The sequence below is a fragment of the Sorangium sp. So ce1335 genome (genome assembly GCF_051521615.1).
Taxonomy (GTDB): Bacteria; Myxococcota_A; Polyangia; order Polyangiales; family Polyangiaceae; genus Sorangium.
In genome coordinates, this window is record NZ_CP150363.1 from 5,625,001 (window position 1) to 5,642,812 (window position 17,812).

General features: G+C 73.6%; 16 protein-coding genes. 9 read left to right on the forward strand and 7 right to left on the reverse strand.

Annotated features, from left to right (window positions below):
* The first annotated feature begins 345 nt into the window (after positions 1-345).
* Together WMF24_RS20775 and WMF24_RS20780 are read left to right on the forward strand one after the other, a co-directional pair.
* Positions 346-921 carry a BON domain-containing protein gene (locus tag WMF24_RS20775; protein WP_437738159.1) on the forward strand — a complete coding sequence of 192 codons (576 nt, stop codon included), beginning with the start codon at positions 346-348 and terminating at the stop codon, positions 919-921.
* Between the two features lie 540 nt (positions 922-1,461).
* A complete protein-coding gene (locus WMF24_RS20780) occupies positions 1,462-2,928 on the forward strand; it encodes a hypothetical protein (protein ID WP_437738160.1) in 1,467 nt (488 codons plus the stop codon).
* A gap of 260 nt (positions 2,929-3,188) precedes the next feature.
* On the opposite strand, the gene WMF24_RS20785 is transcribed toward WMF24_RS20780, so the two are convergent.
* On the reverse strand, positions 3,189-3,671 hold the full coding sequence (locus WMF24_RS20785) for a hypothetical protein (RefSeq protein ID WP_437738161.1): 483 nt from the start codon (positions 3,669-3,671) through the stop codon (positions 3,189-3,191).
* Positions 3,672-3,780: 109 nt separating this feature from the next.
* On the opposite strand from WMF24_RS20785, the gene WMF24_RS20790 reads away from it, so the two are divergent.
* Positions 3,781-4,446 carry a DUF1349 domain-containing protein gene (locus tag WMF24_RS20790; protein ID WP_437738830.1) on the forward strand — a complete coding sequence of 222 codons (666 nt, stop codon included), beginning with the start codon at positions 3,781-3,783 and terminating at the stop codon, positions 4,444-4,446.
* On the opposite strand, the gene WMF24_RS20795 is transcribed toward WMF24_RS20790, so the two are convergent.
* Genes WMF24_RS20795 through WMF24_RS20815 form a run of 5 tightly spaced genes read right to left on the reverse strand, consistent with a single transcriptional unit; the run spans position 4,395 to position 9,637 of the window.
* A complete protein-coding gene (locus tag WMF24_RS20795) occupies positions 4,395-5,102 on the reverse strand; it encodes an SDR family NAD(P)-dependent oxidoreductase (protein ID WP_437738162.1) in 708 nt (235 codons plus the stop codon). The genes WMF24_RS20790 and WMF24_RS20795 overlap by 52 nt on opposite strands.
* Positions 5,099-6,406 carry a class-III pyridoxal-phosphate-dependent aminotransferase gene (locus tag WMF24_RS20800; protein WP_437738163.1) on the reverse strand — a complete coding sequence of 436 codons (1,308 nt, stop codon included), beginning with the start codon at positions 6,404-6,406 and terminating at the stop codon, positions 5,099-5,101. Before WMF24_RS20800 ends, WMF24_RS20795 begins: the two co-directional genes overlap by 4 nt.
* A gap of 1 nt (position 6,407) precedes the next feature.
* Positions 6,408-7,160 (reverse strand): SDR family NAD(P)-dependent oxidoreductase, encoded by a 753-nt coding sequence (locus tag WMF24_RS20805; RefSeq protein ID WP_437738164.1) that lies wholly within the window; start codon positions 7,158-7,160, stop codon positions 6,408-6,410.
* On the reverse strand, positions 7,157-8,647 hold the full coding sequence (locus WMF24_RS20810; protein ID WP_437738165.1) for a radical SAM protein: 1,491 nt from the start codon (positions 8,645-8,647) through the stop codon (positions 7,157-7,159). The genes WMF24_RS20805 and WMF24_RS20810 overlap by 4 nt, the downstream gene beginning before the upstream one ends.
* Positions 8,648-8,704: 57 nt before the next feature.
* A complete protein-coding gene (locus tag WMF24_RS20815) occupies positions 8,705-9,637 on the reverse strand; it encodes a LysR family transcriptional regulator (protein ID WP_437738166.1) in 933 nt (310 codons plus the stop codon).
* A gap of 280 nt (positions 9,638-9,917) precedes the next feature.
* Between WMF24_RS20815 and WMF24_RS20820 the strand changes: the two genes are divergently transcribed.
* The 4 genes from WMF24_RS20820 (at position 9,918) to WMF24_RS20835 (ending at position 13,988) form a co-directional block, all read left to right on the forward strand.
* Entirely contained in the window at positions 9,918-11,351 is a 1,434-nt protein-coding gene (locus tag WMF24_RS20820) for an alpha/beta fold hydrolase (RefSeq protein WP_437738167.1), read from the forward strand.
* Positions 11,352-11,446: 95 nt separating this feature from the next.
* Positions 11,447-12,205: an ABC transporter ATP-binding protein gene (locus WMF24_RS20825; RefSeq protein ID WP_437738168.1), complete on the forward strand. Its 759-nt coding sequence runs from the start codon at positions 11,447-11,449 to the stop codon at positions 12,203-12,205.
* Positions 12,202-13,236 carry an ABC transporter permease gene (locus WMF24_RS20830; protein WP_437738169.1) on the forward strand — a complete coding sequence of 345 codons (1,035 nt, stop codon included), beginning with the start codon at positions 12,202-12,204 and terminating at the stop codon, positions 13,234-13,236. Before WMF24_RS20825 ends, WMF24_RS20830 begins: the two co-directional genes overlap by 4 nt.
* Positions 13,237-13,430: 194 nt before the next feature.
* Positions 13,431-13,988 (forward strand): hypothetical protein, encoded by a 558-nt coding sequence (locus WMF24_RS20835; protein ID WP_437738170.1) that lies wholly within the window; start codon positions 13,431-13,433, stop codon positions 13,986-13,988.
* Between the two features lie 208 nt (positions 13,989-14,196).
* Here WMF24_RS20835 and WMF24_RS20840 read toward each other — a convergent pair whose 3' ends face one another.
* Positions 14,197-15,105, reverse strand: a complete 909-nt coding sequence (locus WMF24_RS20840) for a helix-turn-helix domain-containing protein (protein ID WP_437738171.1) — start codon at positions 15,103-15,105, stop codon at positions 14,197-14,199.
* Between the two features lie 140 nt (positions 15,106-15,245).
* Between WMF24_RS20840 and WMF24_RS20845 the strand changes: the two genes are divergently transcribed.
* Both WMF24_RS20845 and WMF24_RS20850 read left to right on the forward strand, forming a co-directional pair.
* The gene (locus tag WMF24_RS20845; protein ID WP_437738172.1) at positions 15,246-16,331 is read left to right on the forward strand and encodes an aldo/keto reductase; all 1,086 of its coding nucleotides are present in this window, start codon (positions 15,246-15,248) and stop codon (positions 16,329-16,331) included.
* A 151-nt stretch (positions 16,332-16,482) separates the two neighbouring features.
* Complete coding sequence (locus WMF24_RS20850; RefSeq protein ID WP_437738173.1) at positions 16,483-17,775, forward strand: ferritin-like domain-containing protein; 1,293 nt, start codon at positions 16,483-16,485, stop codon at positions 17,773-17,775.
* Positions 17,776-17,812: the final 37 nt, after the last annotated feature.

The following is a 17,812-nucleotide window of genomic DNA, read 5'->3' on the forward strand; positions in this document are numbered from 1 at the left end:
CCGGTCGCTGCAATCGCAGCGATCGCTGCCAACCCTGCGGTCGGCCGATTCGCAGGAGGAAACTTACTGATGTTTCAGGGAGGTGTCAACGACACGCGGAAGCAGGTTCCGCACCGCCCGACCGGGCGGGCGCTACAGGAGAGGTCGAGCTCGTTGGCTCTCCGCGTCTGCCGGCGTTCACGGAGGCAGCGCGCTCGAGGCACGCGCACGCGGAGGACGGCCGGCGCGGATCGACGTGCCGGTCGGGTGTCGCCGCACGGACATCTCGGGCGGCTGGCCCATGCCGTCGCCCAGGAACGGCGCCCATGGAGGTCGCCGGGGGGGCTCTACGACGGGAGGTGCGCCATGACGGGCGTCAGGGATGAGAAGAGCAGAGACGACGCGAGCGAGATCCGCAGCCCAGGCGGCGGATCGAGCTCGGCAGAGCGGGGAGGCGGCCACAGCGCCGGGCGGCCCGGCGGCATCGCCCCCGGCCTTCCCGGGAGCACCAGCGCGTCCGAGCGCGAGGGATGGGGGAGCCTCGGCGGCGGCTACGGCGAGCAGACGACCGGCATCTCGGGGCCGCGACGCCGCGCCCGGCCGCCAACCCGCGGGACGTTCGCGGGCTCGGGGGATGAAGGCGGCGAGCGATCGGACGAGGAGATCCGCGAGGATGTGTGCGAGCTGCTCGGAGAGCACGACCAGCTCGACATGGCCGAGATCGAGGTCGAGGTGCGCGACGCCGAGGTGCGTCTCTCGGGGACCGTCGACAGCGACGCGCTGAAGGAGATGGCCGAGGAGGTCGCCGGCGGGGTCAGCGGCGTGAAGCGGATCGTCAACGCGCTGCGCATCCCCGACGCCGGCCTCGGCGGCGACGTCGGCGGACGCGTCGGGACGCACGGCGGCGGCCGCGGCTCGGCGCTCACCGGCCGCGGCACCTGAGCCGGACGCGGCGCCGCGCGCGCGAGCCCGACCGCCGCGGCGCCGCGCGCGCGAGCCCGACCGCCGCGGCGCCGCGCGCGCGAGCCCGACCGCCGCGGCGCCGCGCGCGCGAGCCCGACCGCCGCGGCGCCGCGCGCGCGAGCCCGACCGCCGCGGCGCCGCGCGCGCGAGCCCGACCGCCGCGGCGCCGCGCGCTCGGGCGCCGTTGTCCCTGTCCGCCCAGCACCCAGCTCCATCTCCGTCGGGGTCACACAGCCTCGGATACCCATCGATCGCGCGGACCTGGAACGGAAACATGCATGGCCGTCTGGAGCGCACGCGCGCGCTCCCGGAAGGAGAACGCCACGCAGGAACGAGATCCCCCCTGCTGCGTCGCACGCGCGTGCATCGTTTGCGCGACGCATCCACGTCGCCGCTGGCCCGACCTCTGCAGACATCGGCGACGCGGGTGGTACAGGGTAGGCGTGCGGGGGGGGAGCAGCCATGACAATGCGTATCGGGGTAATGGCGGTGAGCTCAGCGGTTCTAGCGCTGGGCTGCATGGATCTGGACCAGAGAGAGCAAGAGCAGGAGCAGCACGAGGGCGCGGCCGCTCTTCGGACGAGCGCGCGGCCGATCGAGGCGCGCTTCCTCGAGGGGGGAACGATACCGTACGTGCTCGGGGTCACGCCGGAGACGGGCCAGATCATCGGCGGCTCGCACACGCTCCTCATCCCGTTGACCGGGACGCGCGAGCCCATGGACGCCGCGAACCTCCCCACGAGCCTGCACCCGGAGCTGCGAGGCTCCTATGCCGCGCTGAACTCGAGCCTCGTGCAAGGCCAGGCCGCGGGCCCCTTCGCCTCACAGTGGTGGCCCCACAACAGGAACGGCATCGCGGACCGGTGGAACTCCGTGATCAAGGACTACGGCGATCTGACGTCCGATCCGGACAACCTCTCTCCGGCGGAGAAATACGATCTCCTCTTCTACGCGGGACAGGGCCGGTCGATCGAGCCGCCCCCCGGCGAGCGGAGCCGGGCGGATGGGTCGGGCGCCCTGCGGGCCACGCGGGTGGCGGGGCCGACGACCTACTGGGAGCTGACGCATCACGGGATGTACCAGGGCGTCACCCCGGAGTACTGGTGGGGCCACTGCAACGGCTGGGCGGCCTACGTCGTCGCCGAGGGCGGCGGCCCGCCGCGGCGCGATGTCCGCGTGAGGCGCTCCGGCAGCACGCTCGTCGAGTGCGCGTCGGTCGAGACGGGGTGCGTCCTGTTCCGCATGGCGGACATCGAGGCGCTCATGACCGAGCTGTACCAGCACGACGCCGCCACCTTCTCGGGGCGCCGTTGCGAGGCGCGGGAGGATCAGGTGGTGCGCGACCTCTACGGCAGGCCGGTCGATCCGGCGTGCCGCGACCTGAACCCCGGGACGATGCACGTGGCGATGACCGGCCTCCTCGGCCTCGGCGCGAGCTCGATCAGCGCCGCGTCGAGCGGGCGGGGGCGGCGCTCGTTCGTCGTCGACTACACGTGGCACCGCGAGGTGTGGAGCTACCCGGTCACGTCGTTCACGATCGACGCGATGGCCGAGGTGAGCGCGCAGGAGGCGGCGCGGCTCGTGTGTAACGGCGGGTACCACGGGGCGGATTGCTATAACTACCGGTTCAACCCGAGCGCGCGGCGCTTCGTGCGCGTGTCGGCGCGCTACGGGATGATCTCCGACGAGGTGAGCCCCGCGGCGCTGCTCCAGCCGGCCGCGCTGCGCAGCGTGGCGCCCGTCTCGTCGGAGCTCCACTACGTGCTCGAGCTCGACGACCGGCTGACGGTGCTCGGCGGCGAGTGGATAAGCAACCCCGCCTTCGCGAACGGCGTGAACGGGAAGCTGATGCACCCGGATTATTTCTGGATACCGATCAGGGCCCAGGGCGCGGGTGAGGACGGGGACGATCTGGGCGGGTCCGGGGACAACCCGTATGTCGCGTACTCGCGCGTGCGGGCGCTGCTCGATCTCGCGCGGAGATAGCCTGTCGCGGAGATGGCGAGCCGGGGCTGGAGCTAGAGCAACAAACGGGCTGAACCCGCCTGAAACGAGCAGAACTTCGAACCGCCAAGACGCCAAGGACGCCAAGAAGAAGACAATGTATTGGCGTCCTTGGCGTCTTGGCGGTTCATTTCTCGCTCGCTCAACGTGATCGTTGTTCCAGGCGCGGCCTGGCGAGGTGGAGGCGAGGTGAAGAAGAGAATCGAACCACCATGGCGCAAGGAACGGAGCGCGGGAGAGCGTCAGTCCGCGCGCGGCCCCGGCGCCGCGCCGGCCGCTCCTCCCGGCGCGGGCGCCCCTGCCCTTCCCGGCGCGGGTTCCCCTGCCCCAGGCTGCCCTGCTCCGGGCTCCGGCCCGAGCGGCACCACGCCGCGATCGGGCTCCCCGAGCACGCAGGCCTCCTTGCCCTCGACGATCTTGCAGCGGCGGTCGGCCGGGCACTTCCCCCCGCACGGCAGGCGCTCGCACAGGCCCGTCTCGGGATTGCACGCCGTCCCGATCGGACAGGACGCGTAACAGATGTCGTACGCCTCGCGCTGCGCCACGGTCGCGCCGGCCGCGGCAGCGAGCGTCGCCGCGGCGCCCGCGTAGTCGTTGCTGCCCCCCGACGACGAGCGCACCTCCCCCGGCGCGACCAGGAACTCCGGTGGGCCGCGCCTCGGCTTCAAGCAGCCGGACAGGCCTACAGCCAGGCAGCAAGACACCAGGAAGACGGTAATTCGCATGGGCCTGAGATCCTGCACACACATCGTAACGATTCCTGACATCGTGGGAACACACTCCTGGTAGCATCGCGCCATGCAGGGGGAGGGAGACGTGGGTACACCTGTGTTCATGGCGCCGCTGCCGGCGCCGCTCCGCTGGGAAGTGCCGCCGAGGAGCTGGAGCATCGGCAAGGGATCGTGCCTGACCGTCACGGCGGGCAGCAAGACCGACCTGTTCCTCGATCCGGAGCGCACCGCCGGCGTCCTGAACGCGCCGCGCCTCCTCGGGACGCCGCAGGGAGATTTCCTCACCAGCGCGCGCGTCGCCGTGGGCTTCGCGTCCGCGCGCGACGGCGGCGCGCTGGTGCTCTGGGCGCACGAGCGCGCGTGGGCGAAGCTCGGCTTCGAGCTGTCGCCGGAGCGCGCGCCGACGGTCGTCTCGGTGGTGACGCGCGGGCGGTCGGAGGAGCGCCGGTCGTTCGCCGTCGACGCGGGGCACGTGTGGCTGCGCGCCTCGCGGCTCGGGCGGGCGTGCGCGTTCCACGCCTCCACCGACGGGGCGACGTGGCAGCTCGTCCGCAGCTTCTCGCTCGGCATCACGATGGAGCTCGCCGTCGGCTTCTCGGCGCAGTCGCCGGCGGGCGACGGCTGCACCGCCGTGTTCGACGACATCCGCTTCACGCCGCGCCGGCTCGGCGATCTGCGCAGCGACTACGCGCTCGACGACGCGCTGGCGCGCGCCGGTCAGATGCCGCCGTTCACCGGGACGACCTTGCCGCTCACGTACGTGTTGTGAAGGGCGAGCCAGACGATCGCGCGCGCGGCCTCGTCCGGCGTGCCGAGGCGGCGCAGGGCCGAGAACGCGAGGTACTCGTCGCGGAGATCCGCGCCGAGCTGCGCCGATAGCCCGGCGTCGAGCAGGCCCAGCGCGACCATGTTGACCCGGACCTGCCGCGGGCCGAGCTCCTTCGCGAGCGCCATGGCCGTGGCCGCGATCATGCCCTGGCTCGCCGCGAAGGCGACGGGGATCGGCAGCGACTGCGCGCGGTCGAGCCCGCCCACGAGGACGATCTCGCCGCCGCCGCCGCGCGCCATCAGCGCGCCGACGTCGCGCGCGACGAGGAAGGCGGCGCGCGCGTTCGAGGCGTAGGCCCGGTCCCACGCCTCGTCCGACAGGTCGAGCCCCGGCGTCGGGTCGAGGGCGCCGGCGCAGTGGATCGCCGCGGCGGGCGCCGGCTCGTCCGCGCCGAGCCGGGCGACGAACGCGCGGAGCGCGGCGGCGTCGGTGAGGTCGAGCTGGACGGCGCGGAAGCCGAGCTCGCGCGAGAGCGCGGCGGCGCGGTCCGCGCCCCGGAAGTACGTGAACGTGGCGGTCGCGCCGCGCGCGGCGAGCGCGCGCAGCACCGCGGCGCCGACGGCGCCCGTGCCCCCGAAGACGATGGCGTGCTTCACGTCAGGCCCTCCACGTAGGCGAGCGCGTCGGCCGCGGCGTCGACGAACGTGTCGAGCGTGGCGCGCGGGATGTCGAACCGGGGCTGGAGCCGGAAGATCGTCCAGTCGTGGCCGCACGTGAAGCAGAAGAAGCCGCGGCGGTAGAGGCGGTGGCACACGAGCGGCGACACGACGGACATGTGCGCGAGATCGGGGTACCCGAAGTGCTCGAAGGAGAGCCAGGGGTGGTCCGGCTGCGCGAGCTCGACGCCGAGCATGAGGCCGGCGCCGCGCACCTCCTTGAACAGCCGGCTCGGCCGGAGGGCGGCCTCGAGGCGCTCGCGGAGGTACGCGCCCGTGTCGCGGACGGTCGCGATGAGCTCGTCCGTGATGAGATCGAGCGTGGCGAGCCCCGCGACCGCGGAGAGCGCGTTGTACCCCATGGTGTTGTTGTGGCTCTCGCCCGCGGCGAACTCCTTGCCGTAGGCGCGCACGAAGATCTCGCGCCGCGTGACCATCGCCGAGAGCGGCAGGAGGCCGCCGCCGAGCTGCTTCGCGAGCAGGACCACGTCGGGCCGGCGCGGCCACCGCTCGGTCGCGAGGAAGCCGCGCCCCGTGCGGCCGAGGCCGGTCTGCACCTCGTCGGCGATGAGCAGCGCGCCGTGCATCGCCGTGAGGTCGCAGAGCGCCTCGACGAACGGGGGCGGCAGCTCGCGCACGCCGCCCTCGCCCTGGATGGGCTCGACGAGCACGGCGGCCACGTCGCCCCCGGCGAGCACGCGGGCGAGCGCGTCGACGTCGCCGAACGGGATCGAGGTGGCGCCTTGCAAGAGGGGCACGAACGGGTCGCGCAGGTAGCCCGCGCCCATGAACGAGACGCTGCCGTAGGAGCAGCCGTGGTAGGCGCCGGTCAGCCCGACGAGGACGGGCTTGCGGGTGAGGGCGCGGGCGAGCTTGAGCGACGCCTCGACGGCATCGCTGCCCGTGCACCCGAAGAAGACGTTGTCGTAGTGGCCCGTGCGCTCGCAGAGGCGGCGCGCCAGGCGGCCCGCGAACGGGTTGACGCGCGACGGGTACCAGGAGGGCGCGTCCGAGTCGAGGAAGGCGCGGACGGCGCGGGCCACGCCCGGGTTCCGGTGGCCGAACGCCTGCGTGCCGTGGAAGTCCTCGATGACGAGCCCCTCGCTGTCGACGAGGAGGCCGTCCTCGGCGCGCACGACCCGGATGGGCTCGCGCGCGAGCTTCGCCCGCTGCGCGATGAGCGGGTTCACGAAGGCGCGGTAGTCGTCGAAGCCGTCGCGCAGGATGTCCTCGAACGCGTCCATGTCAGAGCCCTCCGTCGGCGACGAGCTTGGCGGCGCTCATGAAGGCGCTCTCGTCGGAGCACAGGAACACGGCGAGCTCGGCGAGCTCATCGAGGCGGCCGAGGCGCCGGAGGCCCGTGTGCGCGACGTACTCGTCCTGGCGGTGCTGCGGGAGCCCCTGCGCCATGCCCTCCTCGAGGAGGCCGGGGCCGAGGAGGTTCACGCGCACGCCGTGCCGGCCGACCTCGCGCGCGAGCGCCTCGGTGAGGCCGCGCAGGGCCGACTTCGAGGCGGCGTAGTGGACAGGGGCCTCGATGACGCGCTCGGAGGCGAAGTTGCCGATGTTCAGGATGACGCCGCGCTTCTCGCGGATCATGTGCCGCAGGGCGGCGCGGCTCATGAGGTAGGCGCCCTTCACGTTGACGTCCATCACGAGATCCCAGTCCTCCTCCTCGAGCAGCGAGATGGGGAGGACCTGCGTGATGCCGGCGTTGTTGACGAGCACGTCGATCCCGCCCCAGGCGCGGTGGAGCGCGGCGAGGGCGTCCTTCACGTGGGCGGCGTCGGCGACAGAGCCCTTGAGGACGAGCGGCGGCGCGCCGGCCATGGTGAGGAGGCGGGCCGCCTCGGCGGCGTCGGCGTCGTCGGTCGCGTAGGTGAAGGCGACGCGCGCGCCGTGGCGCGCGAACGCGAGGGCGATGGCGCGCCCGAGGCCGCGCGAGCCGCCGGTGACGAGGCAGCGCTTGCCGGCGAGGAGCGGCGCGGCGGCGCTCACGGGGCCTCCCGGCGGGGCGGCGGCGAGAGGAGCGGGAGGGCGCGCCTCCCGCCGGATCGATCGGACCACGTCCTCGGCACGCGCATGAACCTCGGCTCCTTCTCCCGGTAGAGCACGTTGTAGTTGCAGACAGGCACCGTCTTGCCGTCGGCGTAGCAGTTGCTGTCGCAGCACTGGGCCGCGCGCTCGACGTCGAACGTCTCCTCGTCCATGTGCGAGTGGACGTAGATCGCCTTGACCGCGCGCTCGCTGACGCGCAGCGCCTCTTCCCTGCGGAGCGGCCGCTTCGCCGGGAACAGCGCGCGCAGCAGGCCGTTCAGCAGGCCGAGGGCGCGGTCGTCGTCGCCGCGCGACCAGAGGGCGTCGATCGCGTCCTGCATGGCGCGCTCGAGGCGGGCGCTCGGCTCGAGGTAGAGGTGGTCGCCGAGGCAGGCGTGGAGCGCCTCGCGGCTCATGAACCGGGTGAACGGGATCGGCGGGCCGCCGGCCGGGTCCAGGAGCAGGTAGGCGATCTGGTAGCAGAGCGGGTGCGCGCACGGCGACGGGACGAAGTCGCCGGGGGACAGGAGCCCGCCGGTCGTCTCGGCGATGCGCTCGAGGACCTCGATCGTCGAGATGCGCCCGCGGCGGTCGAAGGAGGCGCCGCTCTGGCCGGTGAAGGTCATCGTGTGGACCTCGAGGTGGCGGACGCAGCCGAGCCGGAGGCCGAGGTCGATGATGCGGCCGATCTCGTGGTCGTTGTGGCCGCGGGTCATGACGGGGATGAGCGTCGTGTCGACGCCGGCGGCGTCGAGCCGCTCGAGGCAGGCGAGCTTCCTGTCGACGCTCCTGACGCCGTTCAGGGCCTTGTCGGTGGCGTCGTCGAACGTGTCGAACGAGAGCGCGATGCGGGCGCCGAGCTCGGCGAGGCGCCCGAGCAAGGCGTCATTCCTGAGCAGGCCGAAGCCGTGGCTGCAGATGCTGACGCGGTGGATGCCGGCGTCCTTGCACATGGCGACGAGCTCGGGCAGCTCGGGGTGGAGCGTTGGCTCGCCGCCGGTGAGGTTGATGAGGTCGAGGTCGCCGCCGGCGCCGGAGACGAGGTGGCGGAGCACGCCCCCGAACTCGGCCTTGCTCATGAAGAACGCGCCGTCGTTCCGGTTGTGCACGTAGCACATGGGGCAATCGAGGTCGCAGGCGCTCGTGATCGTGACGACCGGCATGCGGACGCGCTGGGTGTGGGCCTCGCACGGGCCGCAGTCGAAGGGGCAGCCGTGCTCGACGGGGCGGCGCGGCGCAGGGGGCGGCGCGGGGGCGGGCGCGATGGCGCGCGTCGCCTCGTACCAGGCGGCGCTCGTCGAGAGCCTCACGTCGCACGGGCCGTGATCGGGGCAGGCCTTGCGCATCCAGACCTCGCCGGAGGGCGCGGCGACGACCCGGGCCGGGACGGCGATCTTGCAGGCCGGGCAGAGGCTCGTCGTCTCGTGGATCAGCCGGTCGGTCGCCATCGGGCGAGGAGGGTATCAGGGTCGGACGCGCTGGTGAGGAGCTCTCCGCAGGTCCCCTCAGCACGCCGTGCTCGCGACCTGGTCGCGCAGCCAGCGGTGCGCCGGGTCGTGGTGCGTGCGCTCGTGCCAGATCATCGCCAGCGAGAAGCCGGCCAGCTCGAGGGGCGGCGGCAGCACCGTGAGCCCGAGCGGCGCCGCGGTGGCGTCGACGAGGCGGGCGCCGAGGGTGGCCATCAGGTCGGTGGCCGCGACGACGTGCGGCGCCACGAGGAAGTGCGGGACCGCCGCCGCGATGCGCCGGCTGCGCCCGAGCGCCGTCAGCGCGTCGTCGACGAGGCTGCCCGGCGTGCCGCGCGGCGCGACGAGGAGGTGCGAGAGCGCGCAGTAGCGGTCGAGGGTGAGGCGCCGGCGCGCCGCCGGGTGGTCGCGCCGCACGACGCAGCGGAAGCGCTCCTCGAAGAGCGGGCGGACGTAGAGGCCCTCGGGCCAGCCGCGGCGCGGCGGGCCGATCACGACGTCGACGGCGCCCGACGCGAGCTGCGCGACGACCTCCTCGCGGGTCAGCGCCAGCGGCATCATCCAGACGTGCACGCCGGGCGCCTCGCCGGCCAGGAGCGACAAGAGCGGCGGCAGCAGCACCAGCTCGGCGTAGTCGCCGGCGGCGAGCCGGAACGTGCGCCGCGCCGTGGCGGGCTCGAACCGCGGCTCGCCGCGCACCGCGCTGGCCAGGCCGCGCAGGGCGGCGCGCAGGCCGGGCGCCAGCGCCTCGGCGCGCGGCGTCGGCAGCATCGCGCCGCGCGCCCCGCGCACGAGGAGCGGGTCGCCGAGCGCGCGGCGCAGGCGGCCCAGCGCGTGGCTGCACGCCGGCTGGGTCATGCCGAGGCGCGCGGCGGCCCGGGTGACGTGGCGCTCGGCGAGCAGCGTGTCGAGCACGACCAGCAGGTTGAGGTCCAGGGCGGCGAGCTCGCGGGCATCATGCTCATCCTGCATGGTTCTCATGAGTATCATGTATTGGAGGCATGATGTGACCAGGGCCATGATGGGCTCGCGAGCGCAACGCGGACCCGCCGGCTGATCCGGCGCGTCTCCGGGAGCGCCGCGCGGCGCCATCGCGCCGAGATCGGCCGCGGGCGCTGCTGCCCGCCGGCGACGAGCGCCGGGCGCACGGCGCGCGCGGCGACGCCGTCCGCCGGTCCGCTCGGCGTGTGTCCCGCGCGCGCCGGGTCACGCCGGCGCTCGCGACAGCCTCGACCCAACGGAGGAATACGCCTTGATCACCCAAACCAGAGCACCCCTGATCGACACATCGGCCACGCGATGGACCGGCGCCGAGGCGCTGCGCGTCCTGCGGGCCGGGCTCACCGCGGCCGTCCCCGTCGTCGCGCTGGCCACGGCGGCCGTCCTGGCGGCGCCGCACGCGCGCGGCATCGCCTTCTTCCCCTCGCTCCGGTACGCGGTCGTCACGCCCGCGTGCGCCCTCGCCGCGGTGCTCGCGGCGCTGCTGTACCGCGCCCTCGCCGATCGCTCCGCGCGGCCGCGCCTCTCCCTGGCGGCGGCCCTCGCCGGGCTCGCGGCGGGCGGGCTCCTGGGGATGGCCGTCGCGGGCCCGCGCGGCCTCGCCGCCGCGGCGCTCCCCGCCGTGGCCGTCGTCGCCGTCGCGCTGGCGCTGCTCGTCCCTCGCCTCGTCGACCGGCCGCGCCCCTCGCGCGCCGCGGCCCTCGGCGCCGCGGCGCTCGGCGCGATCGAGCTCGCCGGCCTCGCCGGCGCGCTCTCGACCGAGCGCGACGTGCCGCGCGGCGCCCAGGGCCTCGCCTTCGAGATCCCGCGCGCGATGTTCGACGTCGAGCACCGCTTCGTCGATCTCCCGGGTGGGGCGCGCGTCCACTACGTCGACGAGGGCCAGGGCGAGACGCTCCTCTTCCTTCACGGCAACCCGGCGTGGTCGTTCCAGTGGCGCGATCTCATCCATGGTCTGCGGGGATCGCACCGGTGCGTCGCGCTCGATTACCCGGGCTTCGGCCTGTCCGAGGCGCCGGCCGGGTTCGGCTTCACGCCCCGCGAGGAGAGCCGCGTCGTCGAGGAGTTCGTCGATCGGCTCGGCCTGCGCGACATCACCCTCGTCATGCAGGACTGGGGCGGCCCCATCGGCCTCGGGTTCGCCGGGCGCCGGCCGGAGCTCGTGCGGCGCGTCGTCGTCGGGAGCACGTGGGCGTGGCCGACGAGCACGGATACGCCCCGCGGCAAGTTCTCGATGATCGTGGGCGGGCCGATCGGCGAGTTCGCGCAGGTGAACTTCAACGCGTTCGCCGCGTTCGGCATCGACCACGGCATCGTCCGGGAGCTGCCCGCCGACGTGGCCGACGTGTACGTCCGGCCGTTCATCCCGCTCGATCGCCGCGGGATCGCGGCCTTCTATCCGGGCCAGATCACCGCCGCGACCGACTACTTCGAGGAGGTGGAGGCCGGCCTGCCCCGCCTCGCGGGCAAGAAGGCGCTCCTCTTCTGGGCGCTCCAGGACATGGGGTTTCCTGGCAGCGACCGCGCCCGGTTCGAGGCGGCTTTCCCGGACCACAGGACGATCGAGCTGCCTGACGCGGATCACTTCTTCTTCGAGGACGCCGCGGAGGAGATGATCCGGGAGATCCGCGCGTTCGTCGCGTCGGACGCGACGGCATCGACGACCGCGCCCGGCCAGCGCCGCTGATCGCACGGAGGCCGCTCTCCCCATCTCGACGACCCGCCCCGATCCGAGAGAGCCACCGGACATCTCCGCCCGTCCGACCTGGTAAGCTCGCGCGCATGCCCCGCGCGCCAGACGAGGTCGTCGCCGTCGAGTCGCTGACCAAGACCTTCGGCGACGTCGCGGCGCTCTCGGACGTGAGCTTCCGCGTGGAGGGCCCCGGCCTCGTCGGCGTCCTCGGCCCGAACGGCGCCGGCAAGACGACGCTCCTCGACATCCTGGAGGGCCTCAGCGAGCCGACGCGCGGCGCGGTCCGCCTCTTCGGCGCGCCCATCCCGCCCTACCCGCGGCGGCGGGTCGGCGTCGTCATGCAGAAGGAGGTCCAGCTCGAGCGCTGCACGACGCGGGAGTACGCCGGTCTGTTCGCCGCGATCTACGGCATCCGCGGCGGCGCGGCGCGCATCCTCGAGCGGGCGCGCCTGACGCCGCGCGCGGCCGTGCCCATGGCGCGCCTGTCGGGCGGCGAGGCGGCGCGCCTCTTCATCGCCGCCGCGCTCGTGCACGAGCCCGAGCTGCTCTTCCTCGACGAGCCGACGGCGCCGCTCGACCCGGCCAGCAAGCAGGAGGTCGGCGAGCTGCTGCGCGGCGTGGCCCGCGAGCGGACGGTCCTCATGACGACGCACGACCTGCGCGAGGCCGACGCCCTCTGCGACAGGCTCCTCTTCCTCGTCGGCGGCAAGCTCCGGGCGAGCGGCACGCGCGACGAGCTCGTCGCCGCGGTGCCCGAGGGCCGCCGGACCGGGCTCGGGGTCGAGGACGCGTTCTTCCACTTCTGCGCCGTCCGCATGCGCGACGGCGAGGCGCGCGAGGCGTCGTGAGCGCGTTCTGGGCGCTCGCGCGCCTGCGGCTGCTCGACGTGCTGCGGAGCGCGAGCTCGGCGAGCTTCGTGCTGCTCTTCCCCGTCGCGCTCCTCGTCGTCGTGGGCCTCGTGTTCATGAACGGCCACCCGTTCGAGGAGCGCACCATCGCGGTCGTCCCCGCGCGCGGCGCTCACGACGGCGGCGCGCGCCCGCTCGAGGCGCTCGACGCCGAGCTCGCCCGCGACGCGCGGCTCGTGCCGGTGCGCAGCGAGGCCGAGGGGCTCGCGCACCTCCACGCGCGGACCGCGAGCGCCGTCCTCGTGATCCCCGGCGGCGGCGCGCCAGGGCGCGTGCTCGTCGGCCCCCGCGACCGGATCTTCGGGCGCGGGATCGCCGCGTCGCCCGGCGTGCGGGCCGAGCTCTCCGTGGTGGAGGTCCCGCGCTGGGGGTACGTCCACTACCTGTTCCCGGGGATCCTCACGTTCAGCGTCATGCTCGCCGGCCTCTTCGCGACCGGCTACACGATGGTGCTCTACCGGCAGAACCGCTTCCTGAAGAAGCTCGCGACGACGCCGATGCCGAAGGCGGTGTTCGTCGGGGCGCAGATCGCGGCGCGCTCCGTCCTCGTCCTCGGGCAGATCGCCCTCGTGGCGGCGGCCGGCGCGCTGCTCTTCGGCGTGCCGTTCACCGCGGCCTCGGCCTCCTGGGTGGCCGTGATATCGCTGCTCGGCCTGCTCGCGTTCATGGGCGCGGGCTTCGTGCTCGCGTGCGTGATCACGACCGAGGACCTCGTTGTCGACCTCATCAGCGCGGTGAACCTGCCTGTCGTCTTCCTCTCGGAGATCTTCTTCCCGCTCTCGGCGCTGCCCGGCCCGCTCGCCGCCCTCGGCGCCCTGCTGCCGAGCACGCAGATGGTGCGGCTCACCCGGGAGACCCTGCTGTTCGGCGTCACCGATCCCGGCCAGCTCGCCGGCGGCCTCGCCATCCTCGCCGGCTGGACGGTCGCGACGTTCGCGCTGAGCCTCCGGCTCTTCCGGTGGCACCGCTGACGGCGTCCTGCGACGCGCTCGACGCGCTGGAGGCTTCACCCCTCATGAACAGCCCCGGAGCGCTCGTGACGTTCCACCATGGCAGTCTGTGCCGCCAGCGCCGAGCGAACCGACTCAGTGTGGCACACGATTCTCGTTACCTTGCGGAAAGATTGACGAATCTTGCTGGCACATCACGTGCTGGAGGCGGGGACATGAACGTCATCCTTCGATGTCTCATCCCCGTGGCGCTGTTTCACATGCTCGCTTGCTCCGATCCGGTCGAATCGCCGGCGGGGAGCGGCACGGGGGGCAACACGTCCGAAGATCCCTCGTCGTCGAGCGCATCCACCAGCACGGGCAGCGCGCCCGACGATCCCTCGTCGTCCAGCGCGTCGACCGGAGCCGGCAGCGACCCCGTGGCGTGCGTGCAGGGAGAAGGCGCCCCGCCGGGATCGGCCTGCGCGAACGAGGGCGAGCAATGCGATTACGCTTGCTCCAGCTGCTCGGTCGTCTGCACGGACGGTGTGTGGGTCGAGCAATGCACCGAGTGTCCTGACGTGCTGCCCGAGGACGGGGCGTCCTGCGAAGGTCACTACGGCGTGGGACCGTGCAGTTACGAGTTCGATTGCGGTACACAGACCGCCACCTGCGACGGAGCGACGGGGCTGTGGGTCGTCGACGAGCTCGATTGCGGCGGCGAGGGCGGAGAGGGCGGCGGCAGCAACGGGGGCGGCGGCAGCGACGAGGGCGAGGTGGGCGGCTGCGGCTAGAGCGACAAACGGGTTGAACCCGCCTGAAACGAGCAGAATTTCGAACCGCCAAGGCGCCAAGGCGCCAAGGTGTGATCTTCTTCTTGGCGTCCTTGGCGCCTTGGCGGTTTATCTCTCTCTCGCTCGCCCAACGTGATCGGCGTTCCAGGGAACACACGAGCGAGGTACACGCTCACGACACCGGGGCCCGCGCCCGCGCGGGGCCCCGTCAGCCGGGGTACGAGGCTCTCGCGAACGCGGCTGCCCGGCTCCCTGAAAGACGCGGCCGGGCTCGCGGTCTCTCCATCTCATCGCGCGTGCGACCGATCTCGCCGGTCGAGCGTCGCTTCATGAACTCGACCGGCGAGAGCCCCGCGAGCTCGCGGAACTCCCTGACCAGGTGCGGCTGATCGCAATACCCGCTCGCGAGGGCGACCTCCGACCACGCCCCGCGGGCGACCTGCATGTTCGCGACGACGCGCTGAAAGCGGGCGATGCGCGCGTACTGCTTCGGCGAGACGCCGACGGTCGCGACGAAGGCGCGCCGCAGGTTCCGCGGGCTGACGTGGAGCGCGCTTGCCGTCTCCTCCACGGTGCCCCCCCCGAGCGAGAGCTTCCGGACCGCGGCGCGCGCCACGGCCGCCGACGCCGGCTCGAACACGTCGGGGCCGAGCAGGCGGCCTTCGAGGGCGCGTTCTATCGCTTCCAGGCGAGCCCGCGCGGCGTCCAGCGTGACGCCGGCGCCGGCCGCCGCGAGCTGTTCGAGCAGGGCGTCGGCGCGTCCGCCCCAGAGATCGCGCGCCGGGACGATGCGATCGGCGAGCTCGTCCATCGGCACACCGAAGAAGGGGTACGCGCCGCCGGGTCGAAAGACCACCTGCACGACGATCTGGAAGCGCGGCACGCGCTTGTACACGGCCCGCATCTTGGGCCCGACGACGACGAGGTCGGCGCGGTCCGCGTCGAGGAGGCGAAACACGAGCGTCGTCGTGCCGTCGGGCAGCAGGTCGATGTTCGTGACCGGCGGCGTGCTGGTGCGAACGGCGGCGACGAAATTGCGGAGCACACGCGACGCCGGCGCGCCGACCTCCGGGTGCGGGGCGCGCCGCGCGATGTCCTGTTCGATCGGTTCGAGCACGGCTCCATCGTGCGCTCGCCGCTGGCCGCCATCAACCCGCCCGGCGCCGTCTCGGCCGTTTCCTCCAAGATTGCACGCCGCCACGGGCGCACGGTGTGGTCCTGCAAGGGCTCTCCAGCCCGAACCCCAGGAGAACCGCGATGAGCCTCGACAACTACGTCACCCTCGGCCGCTCCGGGCTGCGCGTCAGCCCCCTGTGCCTCGGCGCCATGACCTTCGGCGAAGACCTCGGCTTCGGATCCAGCGTCAAGGATTCCGAGGCGATCCTCGATCGCTTCATCGAGCGCGGCGGCAACTTCATCGACACCGCCAACGCCTACACGAAGGGCCACTCCGAGAAGATCATCGGCGACCACCTCGGCCGCCACCCGAGCAAGCGCGACCGGGCGGTGATCGCCACCAAGTTCACCGCCAACCTCTACCCCGGCGACCCCAACGGCGGCGGCGCCGGGAGGAAGGCCATCTTCGCGCAGTGCGAGCAGTCGCTGCGCCGCTTGCAGACCGACTACATCGACCTCTACTGGATGCACGTCTGGGACAAGAACACGCCCATCGAGGAGACCGCGCACGCGCTCCACGACCTGGTGACGGCCGGCAAGGTCCGCTACGTCGGCGTCTCCGACACGCCGGCGTGGAAGGTGGCGCAGGCGCACGGTCTCGCGGGCTTCCGCGGGTGGGCGCAGTTCATCGCGCTGCAGATCGAGCACTCGCTCCTCGAGCGCACGGTGGAGGGGGAGCTCATCCCCATGGCGCGCGAGCTGGGCCTCGGCGTCACGCCCTGGTCGCCCCTCAAGAGCGGCGTGCTCTCCGGCAAGTACACGCGGGAGAACGCCGGCAAGCACAGGACCGATCGCGGCCCGTTCGTGCTCTCCGCGCTCAACGACAAGGCGTACGCCATCGTCGACAAGCTCGTCGAGATCGCCAGGGAGCTCGCTACGACGCCGGCGCGCGTGGCGCTTGCCTGGGTGGTGGCCAGGCCGGGCGTCACCTCCACCATCATCGGCGCGCGCACGCTGGCGCAGCTCGACGACAACCTCGCTTGCCTGGAGGTCAAGCTCGCGCCCGATCACGTGGCGGCGCTCGACGCGCTCTCGGCCCCGACGCTCGACTTCCCCGCCGGCTTCCTGCGAATGGCCGGCACCTTCATGAACGGCGGCACGACGATCAACGGTGAGAGCGCGCCGGCGTGGCCGATGGCGCCGAAGGACGACAGCGATCGGTACTGAGCACGTACCGAGCGGCCGATACGAGCTCTCGTCCACGCCTCCAGCAGCGGCCCGCCCACTCGCCTGGCGTCTTGCGGCGCCGACCGAACATCCCGATGCTGCGGGGACGCCGAGGGGCCGCAGGCGGCACGTCGAGGAGGGACACATCACCATGAGCAGAGAGCTGCGCGCGCGCATCATGCAGATCGTGGGAACCGGCATGTTCACGGGCCTGTCGCTGGCGCTCGGCTGTCACGACGTCGCCGGCGGCGGCGCGGGCGGCGTGACAGGCACCGGCGGCGCAGGTGGCGCAGATAGCGCGGGCGGCGCAGGCGGCGAGGGGGGCGCAGGCGGCGCGGCGGGCACCGGCGGCGCGGCGGGCATCGGCGGCGCGGCGGGCACCGGCGGCGCCGGCGGTCAGGGCACCTCCGCGGAGACGAGGTGCTTCTCGCCGGAGGAGGTCCGCGCCAGCGCCGGCACCGCAGGCGGCGGCGAAGCGGGCGGCGCTGGCGGCGCGGGGGGGAGCGCCGCGACCTGCCCGGGCGAGTACCACCCCAACCCCGTGTCGTGCGTGCTCTACGAGAACGGCCGGCTCGAGGACGGCCAGTGTTGCTACGACGTCAACAACCCCGGCGTCGGCGCCTGCGGCCGCCCGTTCCTCGTGGGCGGCGCGCCGCGGCTCGCCGGGGTCGAGGCGCGGGCCGACTGGGCGCTCGACGCCGCGGCGGACGCGCCGCTCGCGCTCGATCCAGCGACGCGCGCGGCCCTCGCCGAGGCGTGGCTCACCGACGCGCGCCTCGAGCACGCGTCGATCGCGTCCTTCGCGCGCTTCACGCTCGACCTGCTCGCCCTCGGCGCGCCGCCCGCCCTGATCGAGGCCGCGCAGCGCGCCCTCGCGGACGAGCTCCAGCACGCGCGCGCCTGCTTCGCGCTCGCGAGCCGCTACGCCGGCCGGCCGCTCGGCCCGGGGCCGCTCGCCATGGACGGCGCGCTCGAGGCGCCCACGCTCGCCGGCGCCGCCGCCAGCGCGGTGCGCGAGGGCTGCGTCGGCGAGACGCTCGCCGCGCTGCAGGCCGGCGCGCAGCGGGGCCGCGCGCGCGACCCCGAGGTGTGCCGCGCCCTCGACAGGATCGCCGCGGACGAGGCCGCCCACGCCGAGCTCGCCTGGGCGTTCGTGCGCTGGGCGCTGGCGCGCGGCGGCGAGCCGGTGCGCGCGGCGGTCGCGCGCGCCTTCGACGAGGCGCTCGCCGGGGCGCGCGCCGCGCGCGGCCCGGAGCGCGCCGGGGTCGACGCCGCCGCGTGGCGCGACAACGGCCGGCTCACCGAGGCGGAGCGGGCGCGCTGCCACCTGGACGCGGTGCGCGAGGTGATCGCGCCGTGCGCCGAGGCGCTGCTGTCGGCGCCGCTCTCCGCTGCCGAGGCCAGCGCCCTGGCGCCTCTCGTGAGCCCCGGCGCCGCTTCGTGAGCACCGGCGCCCACGTCATGATGCGAACGCGGCAACC

Excerpts from the sequence above, each read along its gene's own strand:
- WMF24_RS20775 (WP_437738159.1), top strand. The coding sequence starts at position 346 with ATGACGGGCGTCAGGGATGAGAAGAGCAGAGACGACGCGAGCGAGATC.
- WMF24_RS20780 (WP_437738160.1), top strand. The coding sequence starts at position 1,462 with ATGGATCTGGACCAGAGAGAGCAAGAGCAGGAGCAGCACGAGGGCGCG.
- WMF24_RS20785 (WP_437738161.1), bottom strand. The coding sequence starts at position 3,671 with ATGCGAATTACCGTCTTCCTGGTGTCTTGCTGCCTGGCTGTAGGCCTG.
- WMF24_RS20790 (WP_437738830.1), top strand. The coding sequence starts at position 3,781 with ATGGCGCCGCTGCCGGCGCCGCTCCGCTGGGAAGTGCCGCCGAGGAGC.
- WMF24_RS20800 (WP_437738163.1), bottom strand. The coding sequence starts at position 6,406 with ATGGACGCGTTCGAGGACATCCTGCGCGACGGCTTCGACGACTACCGC.
- WMF24_RS20810 (WP_437738165.1), bottom strand. The coding sequence starts at position 8,647 with ATGGCGACCGACCGGCTGATCCACGAGACGACGAGCCTCTGCCCGGCC.
- WMF24_RS20815 (WP_437738166.1), bottom strand. The coding sequence starts at position 9,637 with ATGCAGGATGAGCATGATGCCCGCGAGCTCGCCGCCCTGGACCTCAAC.
- WMF24_RS20825 (WP_437738168.1), top strand. The coding sequence starts at position 11,447 with ATGCCCCGCGCGCCAGACGAGGTCGTCGCCGTCGAGTCGCTGACCAAG.
- WMF24_RS20835 (WP_437738170.1), top strand. The coding sequence starts at position 13,431 with ATGAACGTCATCCTTCGATGTCTCATCCCCGTGGCGCTGTTTCACATG.
- WMF24_RS20845 (WP_437738172.1), top strand. The coding sequence starts at position 15,246 with ATGAGCCTCGACAACTACGTCACCCTCGGCCGCTCCGGGCTGCGCGTC.
- WMF24_RS20850 (WP_437738173.1), top strand. The coding sequence starts at position 16,483 with ATGAGCAGAGAGCTGCGCGCGCGCATCATGCAGATCGTGGGAACCGGC.